The 17,245-nt window shown below is 37.9% G+C and carries 18 protein-coding genes and 1 pseudogene; 15 read left to right on the top strand and 4 right to left on the bottom strand.

The window, feature by feature from the left end:
• From QFZ72_RS29355 to QFZ72_RS29745, 12 genes are all read left to right on the top strand, one after another.
• Nucleotides 1-1,669: ATP-binding protein (locus tag QFZ72_RS29355; RefSeq protein WP_307440770.1), on the top strand; the 1,669-nt coding region annotated here is incomplete at its 5' end.
• Nucleotides 1,666-2,016, top strand: a complete 351-nt coding sequence (locus QFZ72_RS29350; protein WP_307440768.1) for a cystatin-like fold lipoprotein — start codon at nucleotides 1,666-1,668, stop codon at nucleotides 2,014-2,016. The genes QFZ72_RS29355 and QFZ72_RS29350, both read left to right, overlap by 4 nt.
• Before the next feature lie 13 nt (nucleotides 2,017-2,029).
• Nucleotides 2,030-4,093, top strand: a complete 2,064-nt coding sequence (locus tag QFZ72_RS29345) for a CD3337/EF1877 family mobilome membrane protein (RefSeq protein ID WP_307440766.1) — start codon at nucleotides 2,030-2,032, stop codon at nucleotides 4,091-4,093.
• A 14-nt stretch (nucleotides 4,094-4,107) separates the two neighbouring features.
• Nucleotides 4,108-5,163: a lysozyme family protein gene (locus QFZ72_RS29340; protein WP_307440764.1), complete on the top strand. Its 1,056-nt coding sequence runs from the start codon at nucleotides 4,108-4,110 to the stop codon at nucleotides 5,161-5,163.
• Between the two features lie 14 nt (nucleotides 5,164-5,177).
• A complete protein-coding gene (locus QFZ72_RS29335) occupies nucleotides 5,178-5,696 on the top strand; it encodes a hypothetical protein (protein ID WP_307440762.1) in 519 nt (172 codons plus the stop codon).
• Nucleotides 5,697-5,803: 107 nt separating this feature from the next.
• Nucleotides 5,804-6,154 (top strand): hypothetical protein, encoded by a 351-nt coding sequence (locus tag QFZ72_RS29330; RefSeq protein WP_307440760.1) that lies wholly within the window; start codon nucleotides 5,804-5,806, stop codon nucleotides 6,152-6,154.
• 960 nt (nucleotides 6,155-7,114) lie between these two features.
• Nucleotides 7,115-7,558 carry a hypothetical protein gene (locus QFZ72_RS29325; protein ID WP_307440758.1) on the top strand — a complete coding sequence of 148 codons (444 nt, stop codon included), beginning with the start codon at nucleotides 7,115-7,117 and terminating at the stop codon, nucleotides 7,556-7,558.
• A 294-nt stretch (nucleotides 7,559-7,852) separates the two neighbouring features.
• Nucleotides 7,853-7,957, top strand: coding sequence for a YjcZ family sporulation protein (locus QFZ72_RS29320; RefSeq protein ID WP_307440756.1), 105 nt, complete (start codon nucleotides 7,853-7,855; stop codon nucleotides 7,955-7,957).
• Nucleotides 7,958-8,174: 217 nt separating this feature from the next.
• A complete protein-coding gene (locus tag QFZ72_RS29315; RefSeq protein WP_223440851.1) occupies nucleotides 8,175-8,501 on the top strand; it encodes a helix-turn-helix domain-containing protein in 327 nt (108 codons plus the stop codon).
• Nucleotides 8,423-8,863 (top strand): IS3 family transposase, encoded by a 441-nt coding sequence (locus tag QFZ72_RS29755; protein ID WP_373464748.1) that lies wholly within the window; start codon nucleotides 8,423-8,425, stop codon nucleotides 8,861-8,863. The genes QFZ72_RS29315 and QFZ72_RS29755 overlap by 79 nt, the downstream gene beginning before the upstream one ends.
• Nucleotides 8,779-9,186 (top strand): DDE-type integrase/transposase/recombinase, encoded by a 408-nt coding sequence (locus QFZ72_RS29750; RefSeq protein WP_373464747.1) that lies wholly within the window; start codon nucleotides 8,779-8,781, stop codon nucleotides 9,184-9,186. The genes QFZ72_RS29755 and QFZ72_RS29750 overlap by 85 nt, the downstream gene beginning before the upstream one ends.
• Before the next feature lie 167 nt (nucleotides 9,187-9,353).
• Nucleotides 9,354-9,581 (top strand): YolD-like family protein, encoded by a 228-nt coding sequence (locus QFZ72_RS29745; RefSeq protein WP_373464746.1) that lies wholly within the window; start codon nucleotides 9,354-9,356, stop codon nucleotides 9,579-9,581.
• Between the two features lie 502 nt (nucleotides 9,582-10,083).
• Here QFZ72_RS29745 and QFZ72_RS29310 read toward each other — a convergent pair.
• On the bottom strand, nucleotides 10,084-11,079 hold the full coding sequence (locus tag QFZ72_RS29310; RefSeq protein WP_307440753.1) for an aldo/keto reductase: 996 nt from the start codon (nucleotides 11,077-11,079) through the stop codon (nucleotides 10,084-10,086).
• 199 nt (nucleotides 11,080-11,278) lie between these two features.
• Between QFZ72_RS29310 and QFZ72_RS29305 the strand changes: the two genes are divergently transcribed.
• Complete coding sequence (locus tag QFZ72_RS29305; RefSeq protein ID WP_307440751.1) at nucleotides 11,279-11,953, top strand: TetR/AcrR family transcriptional regulator; 675 nt, start codon at nucleotides 11,279-11,281, stop codon at nucleotides 11,951-11,953.
• Between the two features lie 980 nt (nucleotides 11,954-12,933).
• On the opposite strand, the gene QFZ72_RS29300 is transcribed toward QFZ72_RS29305, so the two are convergent.
• From QFZ72_RS29300 to QFZ72_RS29290, 3 genes and pseudogenes are all read right to left on the bottom strand, one after another.
• Nucleotides 12,934-13,521 (bottom strand): hypothetical protein, encoded by a 588-nt coding sequence (locus tag QFZ72_RS29300; protein ID WP_307440749.1) that lies wholly within the window; start codon nucleotides 13,519-13,521, stop codon nucleotides 12,934-12,936.
• Nucleotides 13,522-13,923: 402 nt separating this feature from the next.
• Nucleotides 13,924-14,502, bottom strand: coding sequence for a hypothetical protein (locus QFZ72_RS29295; protein ID WP_307440747.1), 579 nt, complete (start codon nucleotides 14,500-14,502; stop codon nucleotides 13,924-13,926).
• A gap of 67 nt (nucleotides 14,503-14,569) precedes the next feature.
• Nucleotides 14,570-14,998 (bottom strand): annotated as a pseudogene (locus QFZ72_RS29290) (helix-turn-helix domain-containing protein); the annotation flags it as partial.
• Nucleotides 14,999-15,158: 160 nt separating this feature from the next.
• Here QFZ72_RS29290 and QFZ72_RS29285 point away from each other — a divergent pair.
• Together QFZ72_RS29285 and QFZ72_RS29280 are read left to right on the top strand one after the other, a co-directional pair.
• Nucleotides 15,159-15,521: a hypothetical protein gene (locus QFZ72_RS29285; protein WP_307440745.1), complete on the top strand. Its 363-nt coding sequence runs from the start codon at nucleotides 15,159-15,161 to the stop codon at nucleotides 15,519-15,521.
• Between the two features lie 443 nt (nucleotides 15,522-15,964).
• A complete protein-coding gene (locus QFZ72_RS29280) occupies nucleotides 15,965-16,585 on the top strand; it encodes a hypothetical protein (RefSeq protein WP_307440743.1) in 621 nt (206 codons plus the stop codon).
• Nucleotides 16,586-17,245: the final 660 nt, after the last annotated feature.

The following is a 17,245-nucleotide window of genomic DNA, read 5'->3' as shown; positions in this document are numbered from 1 at the left end:
TAAGGACGCTATTTTGCGTAAAGTCTCATTTACAAAAAAACGACTACAAGAAACTGATCGTGATATGGCAGAAGCGGGAGAAGATGAAGACGATAAGATTTCCAAAGGTCGTCATATGCTTAGTCGCTTACAAAATGAGCTTCGAAATGAAGATGTAGCGTTTCTACATTGGGTCGCAACGATTGTTGTTTCTGGAAAGTCCAAAGAGGAATGTAAAGCACGAGCTACAGCCGTTCGGCGGTATATGAAGTTTTCGGAGATTGGGTGTGTGCAGCCAGTTGCAGATCAACTGCAACTATTTTATAAGTTTCTTCATGGGGAGCCGTTAAGTTTTGAGAGGAACTGGCTTCAACGTACCACTCATACTGCCTTTGTAGAAAATTTATTTGCGGTATCTAAAACATTGGGGTCAAAAATTGGCTTTTACTTTGGCCGAGTCGATAATACGTCGGGAAGAAAAGAACTATCGTCATCGATTGCCAACAGCCGAGACATTGTTCTTTTCCACCCATTCATTGCAAATGAGGGGATTCTAGGCGCCGTAACCGATAGTCCCCATATCAGTATAACGGGTCAAACAGGAAAGGGTAAATCCTTCCTTGTGAAATTAATCCTTATGTACCTCTCTTTCTTGGATGTAAAAGTCTTAATGACGGATCCAAAATCAGAAATTGAAAGTTGGTTCCGAAAAGCCATTGAGGGCTCTGAAATGAAAGAGCAATACCCTTTGTTTAGTGAACTTGTAGAGTCATTCCATTACGTCACCTTAGACCCACATGACCCAAAGAATTGGGGAGTGCTTGACCCTATCTGCTTTTTAGAGGGTTATGAAGCTCGAGATACAGCACAGGCGGTCATTGAGCAAATTTATGACATGTCGTCTAAAGACGACGTCAAAACAGCGGTCTTGAAGACGCTGTCTGAGGTCATAGAGGAACGGAAAGTGGGGAAAAAAGTAGGTTTAATGACCGTTGTCGATCGTCTCATGAAATCAGAAGAGATTACCGTAAGTCGTGCAGGTCAATTATTATGGCAAATGACCCAAAACAGTGTCCTCCAACTGATTTTTTCCACTGGAGAGACGAAAAGCATCAACTTAGATGGAAAGGTGAACATTCTGCAAATTGAGGGACTTGATCTTCCAAAAGAGGATGAAAACCCCAAGGATTACAGCGATAGTGAGCGTAAATCCGTTTGTATGATGGTTCCTTTATCGAAGTTCTGTGAAAAGTTTGGACGTCGTGATAAAGAAGAAAAAACCGCCATTATCTTTGATGAGGCGTGGATGTTGACAGGGGCAAAAGGCGGGAAGAAGTTGATTAATGATCTTAAGCGGATTGGCCGTTCTTATAATAATCAACTGTATTTAGTTACACAGTCCGTGCACGACGTGAACGAGGGGAACGAGTCAAAAGGAAATATTGGTGCTAAGTTTGCGTTTGATGAAAAGGAAGAGCGTGCAGATATCTTAAAGTATGTAGGGCTTGCACCTACAGAAAACAATGAAAAGATGTTAGGGAATATGCAGAAAGGGCAATGTCTGTTTTCCGATTTCTACGGTCGTACCGGCAAGCTGTCCATTGATTGTTTGTTTTATGAGTGGAAAGAAGCCTTTAAGACAGTCGAAAAGTCCAATTCAGCCAAAGCAGAGGAGGAATTTGAAATATGATGAAGCGATTAGGGATAGTTGTAACGGCTGCCGTTTTCTTGGCAGCCTGTGGCAACGGCAACTCCTATGACAAAGCGATTGACGAGGTCATTGAGATTGAAAATGAAGCTCTTAAAAAGCCAGGCGTAAAAAAAGATATTGACTCTCTTAAACGAGAAAAAGCTTGTATTCGTGTTTTTGAGGAAGGTAAATACATTGTTATAGACTATGAAATTAGGACTAATGATATAAGCTCTTGGGTTTATAAGAAAGATGAAAACTCCTATAATCGTGACGCTGGAGCAGATGATGAGGTTGAAGAGCTAGAATCGGTATATGTGGAGAATGAAGATTTGTGCCAAGACTAGAGGGGGTGGAACGATGTTTGTCAAAAAGGTCTTTGCTATCTTACTAGCGTGTTTGTTTTCTTTTTCAGGCTTAGCAATGGCAGCAGAGGAATCAACTACAGTAAAGCCTAAAGAGGAGACATCTGGCGGGGTCGTGTTGGATAGCAAACAATATGACTACAACCATTATGAAGTCGTGACTAATGTCGAAGGCGATTGGAATCCCTTTACTGTCGAAGAAATCGACAAAGCTATGAATAGTTTTGCTAATATGATTTTTTCTATGACTAAGATCGTTGCACAACTAATCGATACAGGTCTTGAATTATTGTATGGATTAGATTTTTTAGATAGTTGGGCTGATAAGATTTCAAATGTGGCTAAAGCCATTTATGACAATTTGTATCAATCCTTCGCTATTTTGTTTTTTGTCCTCGCTGTGCTCCAGATTTTCTTTTACTACATGATGGAGCGAAACGGAATGAAGGCTTTAAAAGCAACCGGAAGTTTGGCTGCTGTGATTATTTTGGCTGTGGTTTGGTTCTCTAACAGCGATTACTTCTTGAAAACCTTAAATAGCATTACGAATGAAGCCCAAGGGGAAGTAATGAAAGCGGGAATTGCCTTGACTGATGAGAGTGTGGAGGAAGGTGAGGAGCTTGCAGGAAGTATCGCTATTGTGCGTAATCAATATCATGATTTAATTGTGAGAAAGCCTTATCTCATCATGAATTACGGTACTACTGTAGAAGAAAACATTTTAAAAGATAACCCCAATCGAATTGACCAACTCCTATCTACAAAAACAACAAAAGAGGGATATGCCAAACGAGAGCAGATTGTAAAAGAAGAAGTTAGGGATTTACAAAATAGTTATATGACTCAATCGTACATTCCAATGAAAATTGGCATTGCATTTGTGTCACTGATCTTTTCCTTATTGCTTGGTGTTCCTATGCTACTCATTACTTTTCTCAATGCAGGGATTCAAGTGTTAATCATGATAATCGCCATTGTTTTGCCGATTTCTTTAATGGTATCCATGTTACCAAGGTTCGCCAATAGTGGATGGTATACCTTTGGAAGGATGGCGGGTCTCTTCTTCATGAAAGTATTTGTTGGAGTGTTTATCCTACTCATGTTTGCCATCACTACAATCATGTATGAAACGATTCCAATGACTAGCCCAGCCCATTACATGTTAAACGTGGTAGCTGTATCAATGTCCATTATTCTTATGATTAAATACCGAGACAAGATCGTTGAATTTATTACAGCTGGTCAGGTTACAACAGTAGATGGAAATACGATAAACAATGCTTATCAAAAGGTACGAGAAGGAGCAACAGAAGCAAAGGAACGAGCAACTGAATGGGCGCTAAACTCTGCAACAGGTGGAGGTACAGCAGCTTATTTTGAGAGCAAAAGAAAACTAGATGAAATGTACGGTGAAGAACCTGAACGTGCCAAAGATCGTGCGCCATTGTCTCAGAACCGAGTATCCGATGAACAACGCAATACACTACGGACGGCACAAATTTCAAAAGCATCAACTCCTTCCGAAACAAATTCAGAAGAAGTTGAAAATACAAATCGTACATCACAAAAAGCAATACCAGAAACAGGAACGGCTGATGGTACACAAGACAAAGATAATCGATTAGCTAATGTCGTAGACATTGGAAACTATCGTGAAACGCGCTTTAACCGTACCCCTCAAGTAATATCATCATCTACAGAACGGGATACCGAGAAAAAGGAAACGACAGAATCAAGCTCTCCAGAACAACATCCTCGGGTTCGGGTATGGAATGAAGAACCATCGACCAGTCAAGATTCTACCTTAGATCGAAGCAATCGGACTTCACAGATTGTTGAGAAGTCATCATCCGACCGAGGTAAGAGATTACCTAGACAATCTGAAGATAAGCCGATTACACAATGGGAAGCTCAACAACAGATCAATGAAAGAAATCATCGTAATGAGTCGAATCAAAATGAACAGCAGCAACAAAGAGATCGAGCAAGAACCCCTCAACGAAAATCAGAACGACAAGAATCTGAAATGACATCATCTAACGTAAGCAGGAAACCGTAAGGGGGCGAAAGGGCATGAATAAGGTCATTTATATTGTTCTCGCTCTCTTTATTGGTTTAATCGCTGTCTTTGCTGGGTTGATCTTTCTTGTTGTGGGTGACGATGAGGAAAAACCGGACGCTGGTTTTATTTCAGAAAGTGGAACGGCTATTGTCAGTGAACAAGTGAAACGATATGAATCCATCATTCGGAAATATGCGAAGAAAGAAGACATTGAGCAATATACGGAACTCATTATGGCGCTCATGCAACAGGAAAGTGGCGGTAGAGGGCTTGACCCTATGCAGGCAAGTGAGAGCCTTTGTGGGCGGATTGGGTGTATCGTTAGTCCTGAAAAATCCATTGAGCAGGGCGTAAAGGTCTTTAAAAAGACTATGGAAGCAGCGGGGGGAGACATCAATTTAGGACTTCAAAGTTATAATTTTGGCTCAGGATTTATCGGTTGGGTTAAAGAGCGAGGAGGAAAATATACGAAGGAGCTTGCTATTGAATTTTCCCAATACATGATGACTAAAGTCTCTAATCCATCAAACTATACTTGTATTCGTGCGGAAGCAAAGCCTTTAGGGGCTTGCTATGGGGATATTCTGTATGTAGATGCGGTAATGAAATATTACAATGGCGGTGCAGGAGAAGTCGTACAAGCAGGAAAAAAAGGTGAATGGGCGTTTCCTCTTAAGGTCATTGATATTACCAGTCCTTTTGGGATGCGTATACATCCGATTTCAGGTAAACAGAAAATGCATACAGGAATAGACTTTGGTTGTTCAACTGGTGACCCGATTTACTCCGTGAAAGATGGCGAAGTCCTTATTTCAGCTTTTAACAATGGAGGTTATGGAAATTTAGTCATCATCAAACATAGCGACGAACAGTACAGTGTTTATGCTCACATGAATTCATTAGACACAAGGGCAGGAAATGATGTCAAACGTGGTCAACAAGTGGGAACTTGCGGAAGTACAGGAGCTTCTACTGGGCCACATTTACATTTTGAATACCGTGTCAAATATGAACCTGCTAAAAGGGTTGAAAATTTCAGAGACCCTAAATTAATTCTTGGACTATAAGAAAGGAGAGAGAGATGAAACGATCTATCATCATTGGCTATGCGGTTTGTATTCTTCTAATCGGGTATCTTTTTTTCCATATAGGTCAATTAAAAGAGGAGTTATCCGTTGCCCGATCGGATGTGAAGCAATTACAAGAAAAAAGTAAAACGAGCAGTCGATCACCAGAAGCTCAACAAGAAGAAAAAGCCCTTACAGTAGCTGGGAATTTTATTAACAACTACTACGTTTTTAAAAATGAACCCGATAAAAAAAAGGTCGAAGCACTATTAACCGACAAAGCCAAAGAATTGATCTTGTTTGAAGGTGAATCTGAGGTGGATTTTGAAGGGAGTAATGTTACCTCTAATATCGAGAACTTGAAGCTTTATAGGGGTGATTCTACGGATAACCGAATACAGATTCTTGCTGCCTTTAATAATATAATTACGGTTAATGAAATTTCTAGTAAATCGATCTCCTATGCAACACTGGATTTAATCAAAGACGGCGATACATGGAAAATTGATGATTTAAATATTGCTCAATACTAATAAAGAGTATATGGTTAATTATGGATGTCAGAGAAACGCTCTGTGGCGTAATTAGAAAAGCTTTTTATGATAATGGGTACTTAAATTAGATAAACGGAGGAGAAAAAATGAAAATAACAAATAAATTTATTGTTGCTGATATTATAGAAACAGGGTATGTAGGAAAATCAAACTTTCAATTAGCATATGACACTGAAAACAGGATTTTACACATATTTGATGATAGTGAACATAGAAGTACATCTTTAATCAATACTATTACAGATATTTATAAGCAAGATGTATTAAGATGTTTGGGAATTAAAGATAAAAATGTACGGTGTTTTATTTATCAAGATGAAATTTTATCTGAATACTACGAAGAAAACGGTCAACACCCTTTTTATGACATAGAGGAAAAAGAAAAAAACCTGTTATATCCACCATTTCAGAAAGCAAATAAAAGAACGCTTTATTAAATATGAAATCGGAATTACCTTAAAGGCGAACAATCGAAAAACATGGACTCTGTCCAAAGCTGCTGGGGAACTCTTCCCCAGCCCCCTTTAATCCAACTCCCCAACCCCTCAATCCTTGAGGGGCTCCCTCGCCGGTAGGCAGGAACAAACGGTTGTTTGTTCAGCCCACTAAGAGAATTCCATGTATCCCGTGTCAGCCCACCTATATAAATCAGGTGTCCCACGTCAGCCCACCTGAAAGAAATTAATGATATCATATAAACACTAGGCTTTGCCTAGTATATCACCCTTGGTGATATCAGTTTTTCCTTATGCTCTTTCTCACTCTATGAGGGGTAGCGTCAGGAAAATGCGGATTTGCAGCGTTAAGGAAATTTCAATATTAAAAGCCTAATATCTCAACCTTTTAGTTTTCAACAATAATCAACATTTTTTGTTATATCATCTCCCAACAAAACGATCGAAATAGATAAAAGCGTATGTATCAAACATACGCTTTACCTTTGAAGGTGACAATATGGGCTGGAGGCACCAGAGATACTTGCGTTCTCTTACTATAAATTATGACTTAAAACTAAAAAGGTTTGGACAACTATTGAGAAATAAGCGGATATTAGAAAAGATAGGCTCATCAGAATAATTTATTCCATCTATCTACAATTCCTAAATTCAAATCCAAAATTCTTTATATGGGGTACAGTCAGGAAAATGCGGATTTACAACGTTAAGATTTTTGATACAAGTCTTGTGAGACGCTGTGAAAGTTATTTTTATTGGAATGAATCTTTGTATCAATAGCCTTTACTCTATTGAGATTGTGAAGTGATACACTTAAACTAACGGGGCAGGTTAGTTTTAGTTTCGTAATGAAAGATATCATGAATGGGCATCCTACCTATTACAATTTTCCAAAAAACACATACACTGAAGCGAAACAGTAAAAGCATATAGGAGGTCACCATGTATTACAATCACTCGAAAACAAACGTTTCGGTTCATAACAGACCCATTGAAACAGATGAAAACGTTCCTTCTAACGTAAGACAATTTGGATATATTCCAATTCAAGCACACGTCGGATATTTAGGAGGGCTATTTGAAGGGGGATATTCATCCTATGCACCGCAACTTCCCTCCGCTGGAATCCATTATCCATTAACGCCTACCCATACAGTGACGCCTACCCATACAGTGACGCCAACTAGTGCAATACCATTATATCAAGCACCAGGATACCAAATTTCACCTCAGCAACTTCAACAGATTCAACAAATGCTGCAACAACAGCTGCAACAACAGCAACAACCGCATAATCCCGGACATTATAAAGGACATTACGGTCATTCTGGAAACTACGGTTGTTATCCAACTCATTGTGGATGTCCGTGGCATGGGTGGATTTAATTGTAATAATCAAGCTGCGATGTAATTTGCTGAAGTAGCTTGAGAACTTACATAAGTACTTCTTCAACAAACGGGTGCTTTAGTTCAACAGTCGATTCCTTGAAATCGGCTTTTTTTATGGGTAAAAATTTCCTTAGCGTTGTAAATCCGCATTTTCCTGACGCTACCCCTATATATCTGGACATATGCTGTTACTTTTTTGTGAAAATCATTGAATACCCATGTGTCTGTCCAATCACTCTCAACCTTTCCGCATAATTTGGTAGTAGGTTATATGGGGGGGAGGAATCTTAAATGAGTGATTATGGTTGCAGAAAAGACAACAATTTCGCGTTAATTGTCGTCCTATTTGTATTGTTAATTATTGTAGGTGTTTCTTTCAAGAAGGACCACTACTAAAACCGTTTAGATTTACAAAAAACACCTAGCTTTCAGTTAAGCAAGGTGTTTTTTGATTTAATGTATAAAGCCTAAAAAAGCCGTCTTGATGGATCGCAATGTAGTTTACGTAATGAGTATTATCGGTACTAAAAAAGGATCTTCCAGTGATATTATCCCCTTATAGTAGACAGTAAAAAGAAAGGTTTGTACTGTTTATTTTGGAGGGGATTTTTTCATGGGGAAAATTAGAAAGACTTATACAAAAGAGATTAAATTAAAAGCAATTAATTTGTACATAAATGATATGGGGATTAGATCAATTTCTAAAGAGTTGGGTATAGGATATACAACTATCCAAAGATGGATATCTCATTATAAAAGTGAAGGAGTTCAAGGCTTAGAGGAAAAAAGAGGAACATCACGTAGCCAGTTTAAAGGTAGACCTAACAAAGATTATGAAAGTGAGGCAGAAAAAATAAATCGATTAGAAGCAGAAAATGCCTTTCTAAAAAAGCTCTTAGCTGCGAAAAGGGGGATGTTAAAAGAAAAGAAAAATCGTTAGTATATAGAATAATCCATGAACTTAAAAAACAATTTAGTATCATCACCTTATGTAAAATAGCAGGTGTTTCAAAGAGTGGTTATTATAAATGGTTTAAACGCCAAAATAACCCTTCAAAAAAAGAGCTGGAAGATCAATCAATTGTAACAAAAATTATTAAATGCCAACAAGATCCTGATATTAATTGGAGTTATGGTTATCCAAGAATCAAAACTTGGTTAAAAAAGACCTACGGTCTAAGAGTTAATCATAAAAGAATTTATCGTTTAATGAAGAGATATGGAATTCAAGCAAAAATACGAAAAAAGAGTGGAGGCACTTTGGACGTAAAGAAAAATGTGTCGTCTCAGATAACTATTTAAACAGAGAATTTTCAGCTACACGCCCAAATGAAAAATGGGTGACAGATATAACCTGTCTCAAATTTAATGGAAAGAAAATCTATTTATCTACAATATTGGACCTTTACAATAATGAGGTTGTTTCGTATAAGATAAGTGAAAGAAATGATCTTAAACTAGTAGCTGACACTTTAAAATCAGCCATAAAAAAAAGAGATGTCAAAGGACTCCTATTGCATAGCGATCAAGGATTCCAGTACACCTCAATAAGATATAACCAACTATTAAAAGGGGTCCAGCCAGCAAAACGCGTATTTCGTACGCTAAGGTTGAATGACCCTTAAAATAAAGGTTCTTTGTACGTTAATCTCATATCGTCAATACAGCATAAATTAAATTGTGTTGTATTAAACAGCTTTTTTTGCTGCTGATAACACCCTTATGCAACATAATTTAATCTTTAAGGTACAAATCTAACGCAACATAACTCTTAGCGTACGTTTACCGCGTTTTGCTGGCGGTACCCCAAATAGAAGAAATGGAACAACTGATTATAAGTAGCTTAGAAAATAACTATTTGCTGGAGATCATAACATGGAAAGGTGGTTTTTTTACCTCAAGAGTTGGTATTGTAACGAAAGTTGATCCCATCCTTAAAACAATCCAAATTCAAGATGAATTAGATATAACAATAAACCTCGATTTTTTTCAAATTGTCGAAGTAAAATCCAAGGAATGAGATTAAAATCACGAACGAAATTTTTTGGCCATGATTCCTGAATTGCCGAAAAGACGAACGATTTTTAACCTGGTAGGGGTACCGCTAGCGAAACGCGGATTTACAACGTTAAGGGGATTTGGATACAAAAATAGCCGATTTCCACCACGCTAAGGGTATAACAGATATTATGATTTGCCGAGACAACGTCTACCAGAATGCTATACAACAGATATTGCAAAAGCAGGAGCATTTACATAATTGTTACCAATAATCCATGCAGTAGCATTTTCACCTGTATCTAAATACACCCATTCCTTTGAACTCTTCGTAAAATATAGATAATTATTCACTTTGAAATTGTAAAATATCTTAAGGCAATTAGAATCAACTTAAAGTTGATTAATAGTGCTTCTAGCTAATAGTAGAATAGGTCACCTCATAACCTACAGGTTATAAGGTGACCTATTCGTGTTTTACATCATATATGCAAATTGATATTACGGCTGGCTATTCAGATGTATCAATCACTTGTGTAATTGTTAATTATTTCGGCCGGATATCTGCCCCCTGCTGCTCCGTGCGGAATAATCTCATTAATACGATTAAGGTCAGCCTGCGCGAGTTTGACATTTGCGGCACCAATGTTCTGCTTCACACGTGTCATACTACGTGAACCTGGGATTGGGACAATATCTTCTCCCTGGGTAAGAAGCCAAGCAAGAGCCAACTGGGCGACGGTGATATCCTTATCTGCTGCCATTTCCTTCAGTTGCTCTGTTGCACGCAGGTTGTAAATGAAGTTCTCTCCCTTCCAACGTTCGTCAATACGACGGAAGTCGTCCTCAGCATATTCCTCAGCAGGCTTTACAGCGTCCGTCAGGAACCCACGGCCAAGAGGAGCGTATGGGACTAGACCAATACCAAGTTCTCTCAACAATGGTAATGTTTTCTCCTCAACCTCACGTTCGAATATTGAGTACTCACTCTGGAGTACAGAGACTGGAGTCACAGCGTGAGCGCGTCGAATCGTTTCAGGACCTACATTACTCAATCCAAAGTACTTTACCTTACCCTCCTTGATGAGTTCTCCAACGGTCCCGGCGACTTCCTCTATTGGAATGTTAGGATCAAGGATATGTTGGTAGAAAACGTCGATGTAGTCGGTCTGTAGATAACGCAGACTATTTTCTGCTACCTTACGAATGTTATCCGGATGACTGTTGAAACGTGAGCCGAGTGGCTCAACAGTCATATCAAACCCAAATTTAGTAGCCAGCACTACGTTTTCGCGGAAACCCTTAACCGCGCTTCCAACTAATTTCTCATTGTGCCCGTGACCGTACCCGTACAGCTCAGCCGTATCAAAAAAGTTCACCCCTAGCTCATAGGCATGCTGAATGGTCTTAATTCCCTCTTCCTCATCTGATGGGGGGCCGTACGCCATAGACATCCCCATAGTTCCTAAACCTATCGTTGATACGTTCAGACCTTGCTTTCCTAAATCACGATGTTTCATGAAAATTCCTCCTTGTATAATCTAATTTTAACTTGTATCTTGTTATCTCTGCTTCAACTAGTAATTTCGTGATAAGCATAGCATATAAAAATATACAAAGTAAACAAAAAAGGTAAAAATAGTCCATTTAGTATTTTTTGTATATTTTTATTTTGTTTTTATGTATAATAATAAAAGTTAAAGTTAAGGGGGCAAAGCTATGAATACTAACCAAGACAACGCTAAAAGTCCTCAAGATGAGATGAGGAGTAAATTACTTATTAAACTAATTCCTACTATACGAAAAAAAGGATTTCAAACATTGCGAATGGATGAAATTGCAAAATATATGGATGTAAGCAAAGCTACAATGTACAAATACTTCGCTTCGAAAGAAGAAATTATTGAAGGTGTCGTAAATAGTTTTGTCCAATACATCAATGAATTAACTGTACAATCTCTTGATACCGTACAATCTTTTGATACTAAGTTTCGAGAACTATTTGAACAAGCTATTTTACTTGCGGCGTACATTTCTGATACTTTCTTAGATGAACTGAAAGTCATGTACCCAGATCTATACAACTCTTTAAAAGAAGCAATGAAAAGACGTGAAGATCAAATTTCAGCATTTTATCAAGAAGGAAAAGAGAAAGGTATATTTAATGATGTCAATGAACGACTTATTTTTTTACAAGAAGATGTATTAGTTCGAGCAATGCTAGATATGAAATTTTTAATGCTGCATCATATGACACTTAACCAAGTGCTCTTAGATTTCTATAAGTTGATTAAGCTCCAACTATTTAAAGCTGAAAAACTGGAAGTCACAAACGATTCAGATGTAATACAGAAAATTGATTATATGGCTCAAAAAATTACCCGTGATCTGTAATAAGACAATCTATTCTAAGATAAAAAGGCCATTACTCCAAGGAATAATGCCCTTTTTTTACCATTATCTCTTAACATAATCACAATTGGACTAAACCGCTAACTTATCGGCAAAAGAACAAGGGGTAATCTGAATGAACGATAGCAAGTCCAAACTAATTAAATAAAAAAGGGCACTTTCTCTGCAAAGGAAGCACCCCCATGTCGAATATAATGCTAGTTAGATCTTTATTATAAGATGGTTGCCGTCAAAAAATAGAAAGATCTTATCTTGGATTAAAGCGAAAATCTATTAATTGTTATTGAAAATATCTTAAGTGTAGCGTCTGATTTAATTGATGAAGTTGCTCGACTGAAGAATGTAAAAGAGGAATACAAAGTCCTTTAGGAGAAAGAATAAAGCACGATTTAGAATCAAAGAAGGAGATTTTCAAAATTCATCCAAACTAAATTATTGTTGTACGATTTTCAATTAAAGGGCGCTTTTCTGAAGTAACTAAAGCCTAATTTCTCACTTATAACACCCGAGAAATTAGGCTTTTTATATTTGTATTTCCTTAACGTTGTAAATCCGCGTTTTGCTGGTGGTACCCCTGGTACAGCTGCCAATCGATGTTGTACCCGAACAATCCCCCTAAACCTTGGGCTTTGCCCAAACCCACTGGGAAACTTTTCCCCAGACTCCCTTTATCGAACTCCCCAACCCCTCAATCCTTGAGGGGCTCCCTCGCCGGGAGGCAGGAACAAACGTGGTTTGTTCAATGCCAAGAGGGTTTGGGTGTAGTAAACCTGTCAACTCCTTAAATTCCTTCCACTCCGTTTCAGTCAGACATTTACCGTTGACAGGGGCGTTTATTTGGCTCTCTAATGTATTTTAAGTGGTCCATGAATACTATATACAAATCTAGTTAACATAATTCTAATTATCGGCAACAAAAAGGATTGGGTATCTAAGAGGTACCCAATCCTTTTTTTCTTTGGTCACTTTTCATACTTTTCTAGAAAGTCGGCTAATGCTAAATGCAACACATCAGACTTATTGATCCTCTCAGCTTCACAAAACTCATCTAAACGTTTACCAATGACACGATCAATAACAATAGTCTTTCTTGTTTTATCGCTTTGTGGCAACTGTTTGACGCGGTCATAAAGACTTGGATCATCGGTTTGTGTAGTTGAGGTAACCTCTTGCCACGATTTAATCATTTCCTTAATCATATGGATTTCATCTTGGGTGAACTGCTCATGAACAATAGATGAATGATTTGTGAATTCCTTATTACTCTCTGTGAACTTCTTCTTACTTTGTGTGAAAGGTGTATGAACTTTAGGTGAATTATTTTTCACATAATCAAAAATACTTTTATCAAGGGGTTCTTCACCTTCTCCAATAAAAAACCAACCTTTTTGACCAGAGTTTCTAAATTCATATCCAGCCTCTTTTAATGCGTTTCTAAATGGTTTTTCACTTATGCCAGGTATTTGTTTAGCTACATCTCCTGTCTTTACTCCTTCTTGTGTCAATACTTCTAAAATGCTTCGTATGGATGCTTTTTGATCTACACTCATAGATTGTTCACCCTCATTTCACTCAAACTCATATATGTATTATTCAATGTGAAATGCGTATGACCTTCAAGTAAGTTTACATAAGCGATGTTATCGGTAGTTATTTAGTTAACATGATCTTATTAGCTATGTTTAATTTATGTAAAGCAAGGCGGTGCAGCTTATAAAAACGTCCTTCAGAACAGGATCTGAAGGACATTAGCAAAAAGAGATCATAACAATTCTAACGAGATAGCCCCCAAGCAGGGCCTAGATGTTTACTGCCAAATTACTTGTAACAGTTTCGATTTCCATTTTGATTCTGCGTAGGTCAGATTCATATGAAAATTAAGAACATAAAAAAATCCATTCTTAGGAGGGTTCAGTCTCTAAAGAATGGATTAGCCTCTAAAGAATGGATAGCTAAATATTCAGAAGGTTCATAATTTTCTGAAGTCTTTTCGCAACTTCGACAGCGCGACGTTTTAGCTTGTCAGCGTCAGGTTTGGGAATCTCTTCCTCAAATAATTTGGTAATTACTTGAGCTGATCTCAGCCTATAAACCATTGGGTTTAAGAATTGTTCCCGAATTGTGGTAACACTTTGCTGGCAGAAGTTAAAATTTTGCTGACATTGCAAGAACTTTTGTTCACAGGATCCTATAAACGGACCTCCAAAGTGCTGGATGTGCATTGCCTGAAACGGTTTACTTAACAAGGCATCGATGGCATGAATATCACCTTGTACATCTTCGGCAGCCTCCGGACGTCTTTCTTTTATAATTACTAACGCAGCTCGATATGCCTGAAGCAGCTCAAAACCTTCTCGCAAAAATCCCGCCAATTGATCCAACGCTCTGTTACATCTTTCTAATTCCGCTCTGCATCTGGCGAGGCGTTCTCTACAGTTTCTGGCCCATATCTCAGACTGTGGGTATTGCGGAAACTGGCTGACATGTTGCGGTTGATAATAAGACATGTGGTAAGGATATAAATGATTCATTTCCCCCCGCCCCCTTTCTTGTTAGTAATTACATTCATTCAGTCTTATACTATGTTCCACGAATGTCCTAGGGACTAGACATTTGCCTACATTTAAATAAGGTTTCTACGTTATCACGTTCACCACTATAAATAATATTAGGATTAATAAATAAAGCGTATGTACGAGCGTTATTTCCTTCTATTTTTTGACCTTGTGCTTTAACAATAACACCTTTTTCAACAAGATCATTTACAATTCTACTAATCTTTGGAGAGCTAGTTCTTAGCCTTTCAGCTATTGCTTTTTGTGTCATAGGAACGGCACTTCGCGAATGTATATCATCAACAATGCAATTACTTTTAAACTGCAAAAAGCGTTGAATACGTAATAAAAATAACATTTCTTCATCAGTGAAAAAACCAGTTTCCAAAGCATAATTCCAATTATCTTGAATCAATTGAACAAACCTCACTTTTGATTGTGGAGAACGTTTAGTAGCTATAAAAGGCTCTTGTTCAACTATGGTGGCATTAGTACAGCAAGAGACGAAAGCAACATAATGAGTATTATCGGTAGTACACCTACACCTTTATGGATAATAACTACTTAACATTTAACAATTAGAAGAATTAATGGCCTACCTTAGTATTAAATATCCTTGAGGGTACTCGGCATTGGAGGATCAAACGAACAAATTATTCCATATATTACACGTGTGGTTGTTTATTCAGCAGACGTTTTCTTTTGTCAGACTCCAGTTGTTAAGGGAGTTTGCCAAGCTCAACCTCAGCCCTCTGCCAAATGTTGCCGGAGAATATGATACAACTTTCGGAAGAGTGACATTAAAACAGACTGGAACTGTTATTACTGGGACATTCCCACAACCAGGAGGTACAATTGAAGGCACCCTTACATCTAGAGAGGGACGATGGATTTTGGAAGGTAGATGGTTTACAACTGGTCACGCGGGAGGAAGGGTCGAATTTAAGTTTAACCCTGATTTGACTGGCTGGAATGGCGCTTTAGGTTATGGGTAAGCTACACCGAGCATAACATGGGATGGTAAACGGGTCGGATAGGTTGAAATTTATATTTACCAGCACAAGAGGTTGTCCCATAAGTCTCGAAATAGATCGTAAAAATGATGTTTAATGAAAGGCCCCGTTACGAAATCCTTTGATTTTACTGGATTTTCATAACGGGGCCTTTCATAAGGATAACTCAAAAAGGATGCTTTTTTACCCTTTTGAGTCATCCTCTTGTTTTCTTAAATAAGCGTCAAAAGTCTTGGTGACAACGTAAAAGTTAAACAACTTTGTGATGAGAAGAGAGACCGTTACTCACATAAGACTTGAATAACAAATTTTCTAATGACTTTATTGTTATTACACATGATGGTCCTCCGAGCGAATAGTGATAGCGTAGCCTAATGCTGAATAGAATTTTATTATTAATTATTTTTTAAAAAAGGAGAAAAAGTATGATATATGGCATTCGACGTAACTGTATGAACCAATGGAAAAAATTTTTCGCTGGAGCTGATCTAAATACGAATTTTTGGTTTCATATAACTAGCTATGATCAGTTCAGGAATCGCTTGTTAGCAGGTACTATTTTTACTGATGATTATAAACCTTCTGAATGTATAACACAGCAGCAACAATTTCTATCAGGATGTTTGAATAAATGGGTTCAAATGTTTCCAAAAGGAGGAGGCGATTTTTGGTTTTGGCCCACTGAGATTGGTCGTGATAATCCCAAATTGATAACAGGTTGGGTCTTTGCCTCAGCTAATGTTAATATGGCAGGTGTTGAGTGTACTGTAAATTTACCGAAATTAGGTTTTGAACCTGGTTGGACTACTACATTATCTACCGGTGACAGAGTAACATTGACTCAAAATGGTTTAAATATAACTGGTACCATCACTGGGGGGGGACGGTTTGAAGGACCAGTTGTGTTCGAGTCTGGGTTTTGGAGTTCTGGATCTTGGAATTTAGACACTACTTGGTATAGAGGTACCGCGAGTGGGAGAGCATACGTAGAATGGAGGGAAAATGGCGGTTTGGGGAAGATACAATTTTTTGGCATAAATGTATAGAATGGTACATATGAGGGGACACCGTCTGTTAGAAAAAGTGGTGTTTTTCGTGTGTGTCTACTTTGTTAAGGAACTCATGGACCAGAGAGAAGACATACTGTTTCATATGTGGAACGATCCACAACACTCGTTCCAGTCTGTTCTACATCTATATTGCTCCAAACAATGAAACGAGATAAGTAAATAGCCTTCATAGCTTTTTGTATATATATTTATGTCGCTCGGCATTATTGTTAGGAGTTTTGTGTCAAAAGAGTCAGTAACTTTGGTACATGGTTCATCTTATATGTCACGGAATTATTCAGCTCTGTTGTCACAATCTATAGGAATTTCGTTCAGGACGTTCGTAAAAGTCTATGGAAGTTCGAGGGCGTTCGCAAAGTGTTTTCACGCTTTAACGAACGCTAATAACGGCTGTTTTGAGAAGAAACTCCACCGTTCGAGAAAGTCTACTTTTACGAACGGTAGCAACAATGCTATTGTTTTTTAGTGCTCCTTCTTCAACAAACTGGGCAGTTTAGTTGAAGAAGGGTATTTTTTCTCTAATTTGAATGTATGATAATTGAAATTATCTTACATTCAAATCCTTGATTTCATTGACTTTTCACGTTTTTTCTCTTTATACTGACAAAAGAGGAAAAATCGTACATTCAAATCGTT

The organism is Bacillus sp. V2I10 (assembly GCF_030817055.1).
Lineage (GTDB): Bacteria > Bacillota > Bacilli > Bacillales > Bacillaceae > Bacillus_P.
The sequence above is the reverse complement of the archived record's forward strand: the minus strand, read 5'-3'. Positions and strand labels throughout refer to the sequence as shown.

What these genes read in the sequence shown, in the direction of transcription:
- QFZ72_RS29350 (WP_307440768.1), top strand. Translation starts at nt 1,666, where the DNA reads ATGATGAAGCGATTAGGGATAGTTGTAACGGCTGCCGTTTTCTTGGCA.
- QFZ72_RS29345 (WP_307440766.1), top strand. Translation starts at nt 2,030, where the DNA reads ATGTTTGTCAAAAAGGTCTTTGCTATCTTACTAGCGTGTTTGTTTTCT.
- QFZ72_RS29340 (WP_307440764.1), top strand. Translation starts at nt 4,108, where the DNA reads ATGAATAAGGTCATTTATATTGTTCTCGCTCTCTTTATTGGTTTAATC.
- QFZ72_RS29335 (WP_307440762.1), top strand. Translation starts at nt 5,178, where the DNA reads ATGAAACGATCTATCATCATTGGCTATGCGGTTTGTATTCTTCTAATC.
- QFZ72_RS29330 (WP_307440760.1), top strand. Translation starts at nt 5,804, where the DNA reads ATGAAAATAACAAATAAATTTATTGTTGCTGATATTATAGAAACAGGG.
- QFZ72_RS29325 (WP_307440758.1), top strand. Translation starts at nt 7,115, where the DNA reads ATGTATTACAATCACTCGAAAACAAACGTTTCGGTTCATAACAGACCC.
- QFZ72_RS29320 (WP_307440756.1), top strand. Translation starts at nt 7,853, where the DNA reads ATGAGTGATTATGGTTGCAGAAAAGACAACAATTTCGCGTTAATTGTC.
- QFZ72_RS29315 (WP_223440851.1), top strand. Translation starts at nt 8,175, where the DNA reads ATGGGGAAAATTAGAAAGACTTATACAAAAGAGATTAAATTAAAAGCA.
- QFZ72_RS29310 (WP_307440753.1), bottom strand. Translation starts at nt 11,079, where the DNA reads ATGAAACATCGTGATTTAGGAAAGCAAGGTCTGAACGTATCAACGATA.
- QFZ72_RS29305 (WP_307440751.1), top strand. Translation starts at nt 11,279, where the DNA reads ATGAATACTAACCAAGACAACGCTAAAAGTCCTCAAGATGAGATGAGG.
- QFZ72_RS29300 (WP_307440749.1), bottom strand. Translation starts at nt 13,521, where the DNA reads ATGAGTGTAGATCAAAAAGCATCCATACGAAGCATTTTAGAAGTATTG.
- QFZ72_RS29295 (WP_307440747.1), bottom strand. Translation starts at nt 14,502, where the DNA reads ATGAATCATTTATATCCTTACCACATGTCTTATTATCAACCGCAACAT.
- QFZ72_RS29280 (WP_307440743.1), top strand. Translation starts at nt 15,965, where the DNA reads ATGATATATGGCATTCGACGTAACTGTATGAACCAATGGAAAAAATTT.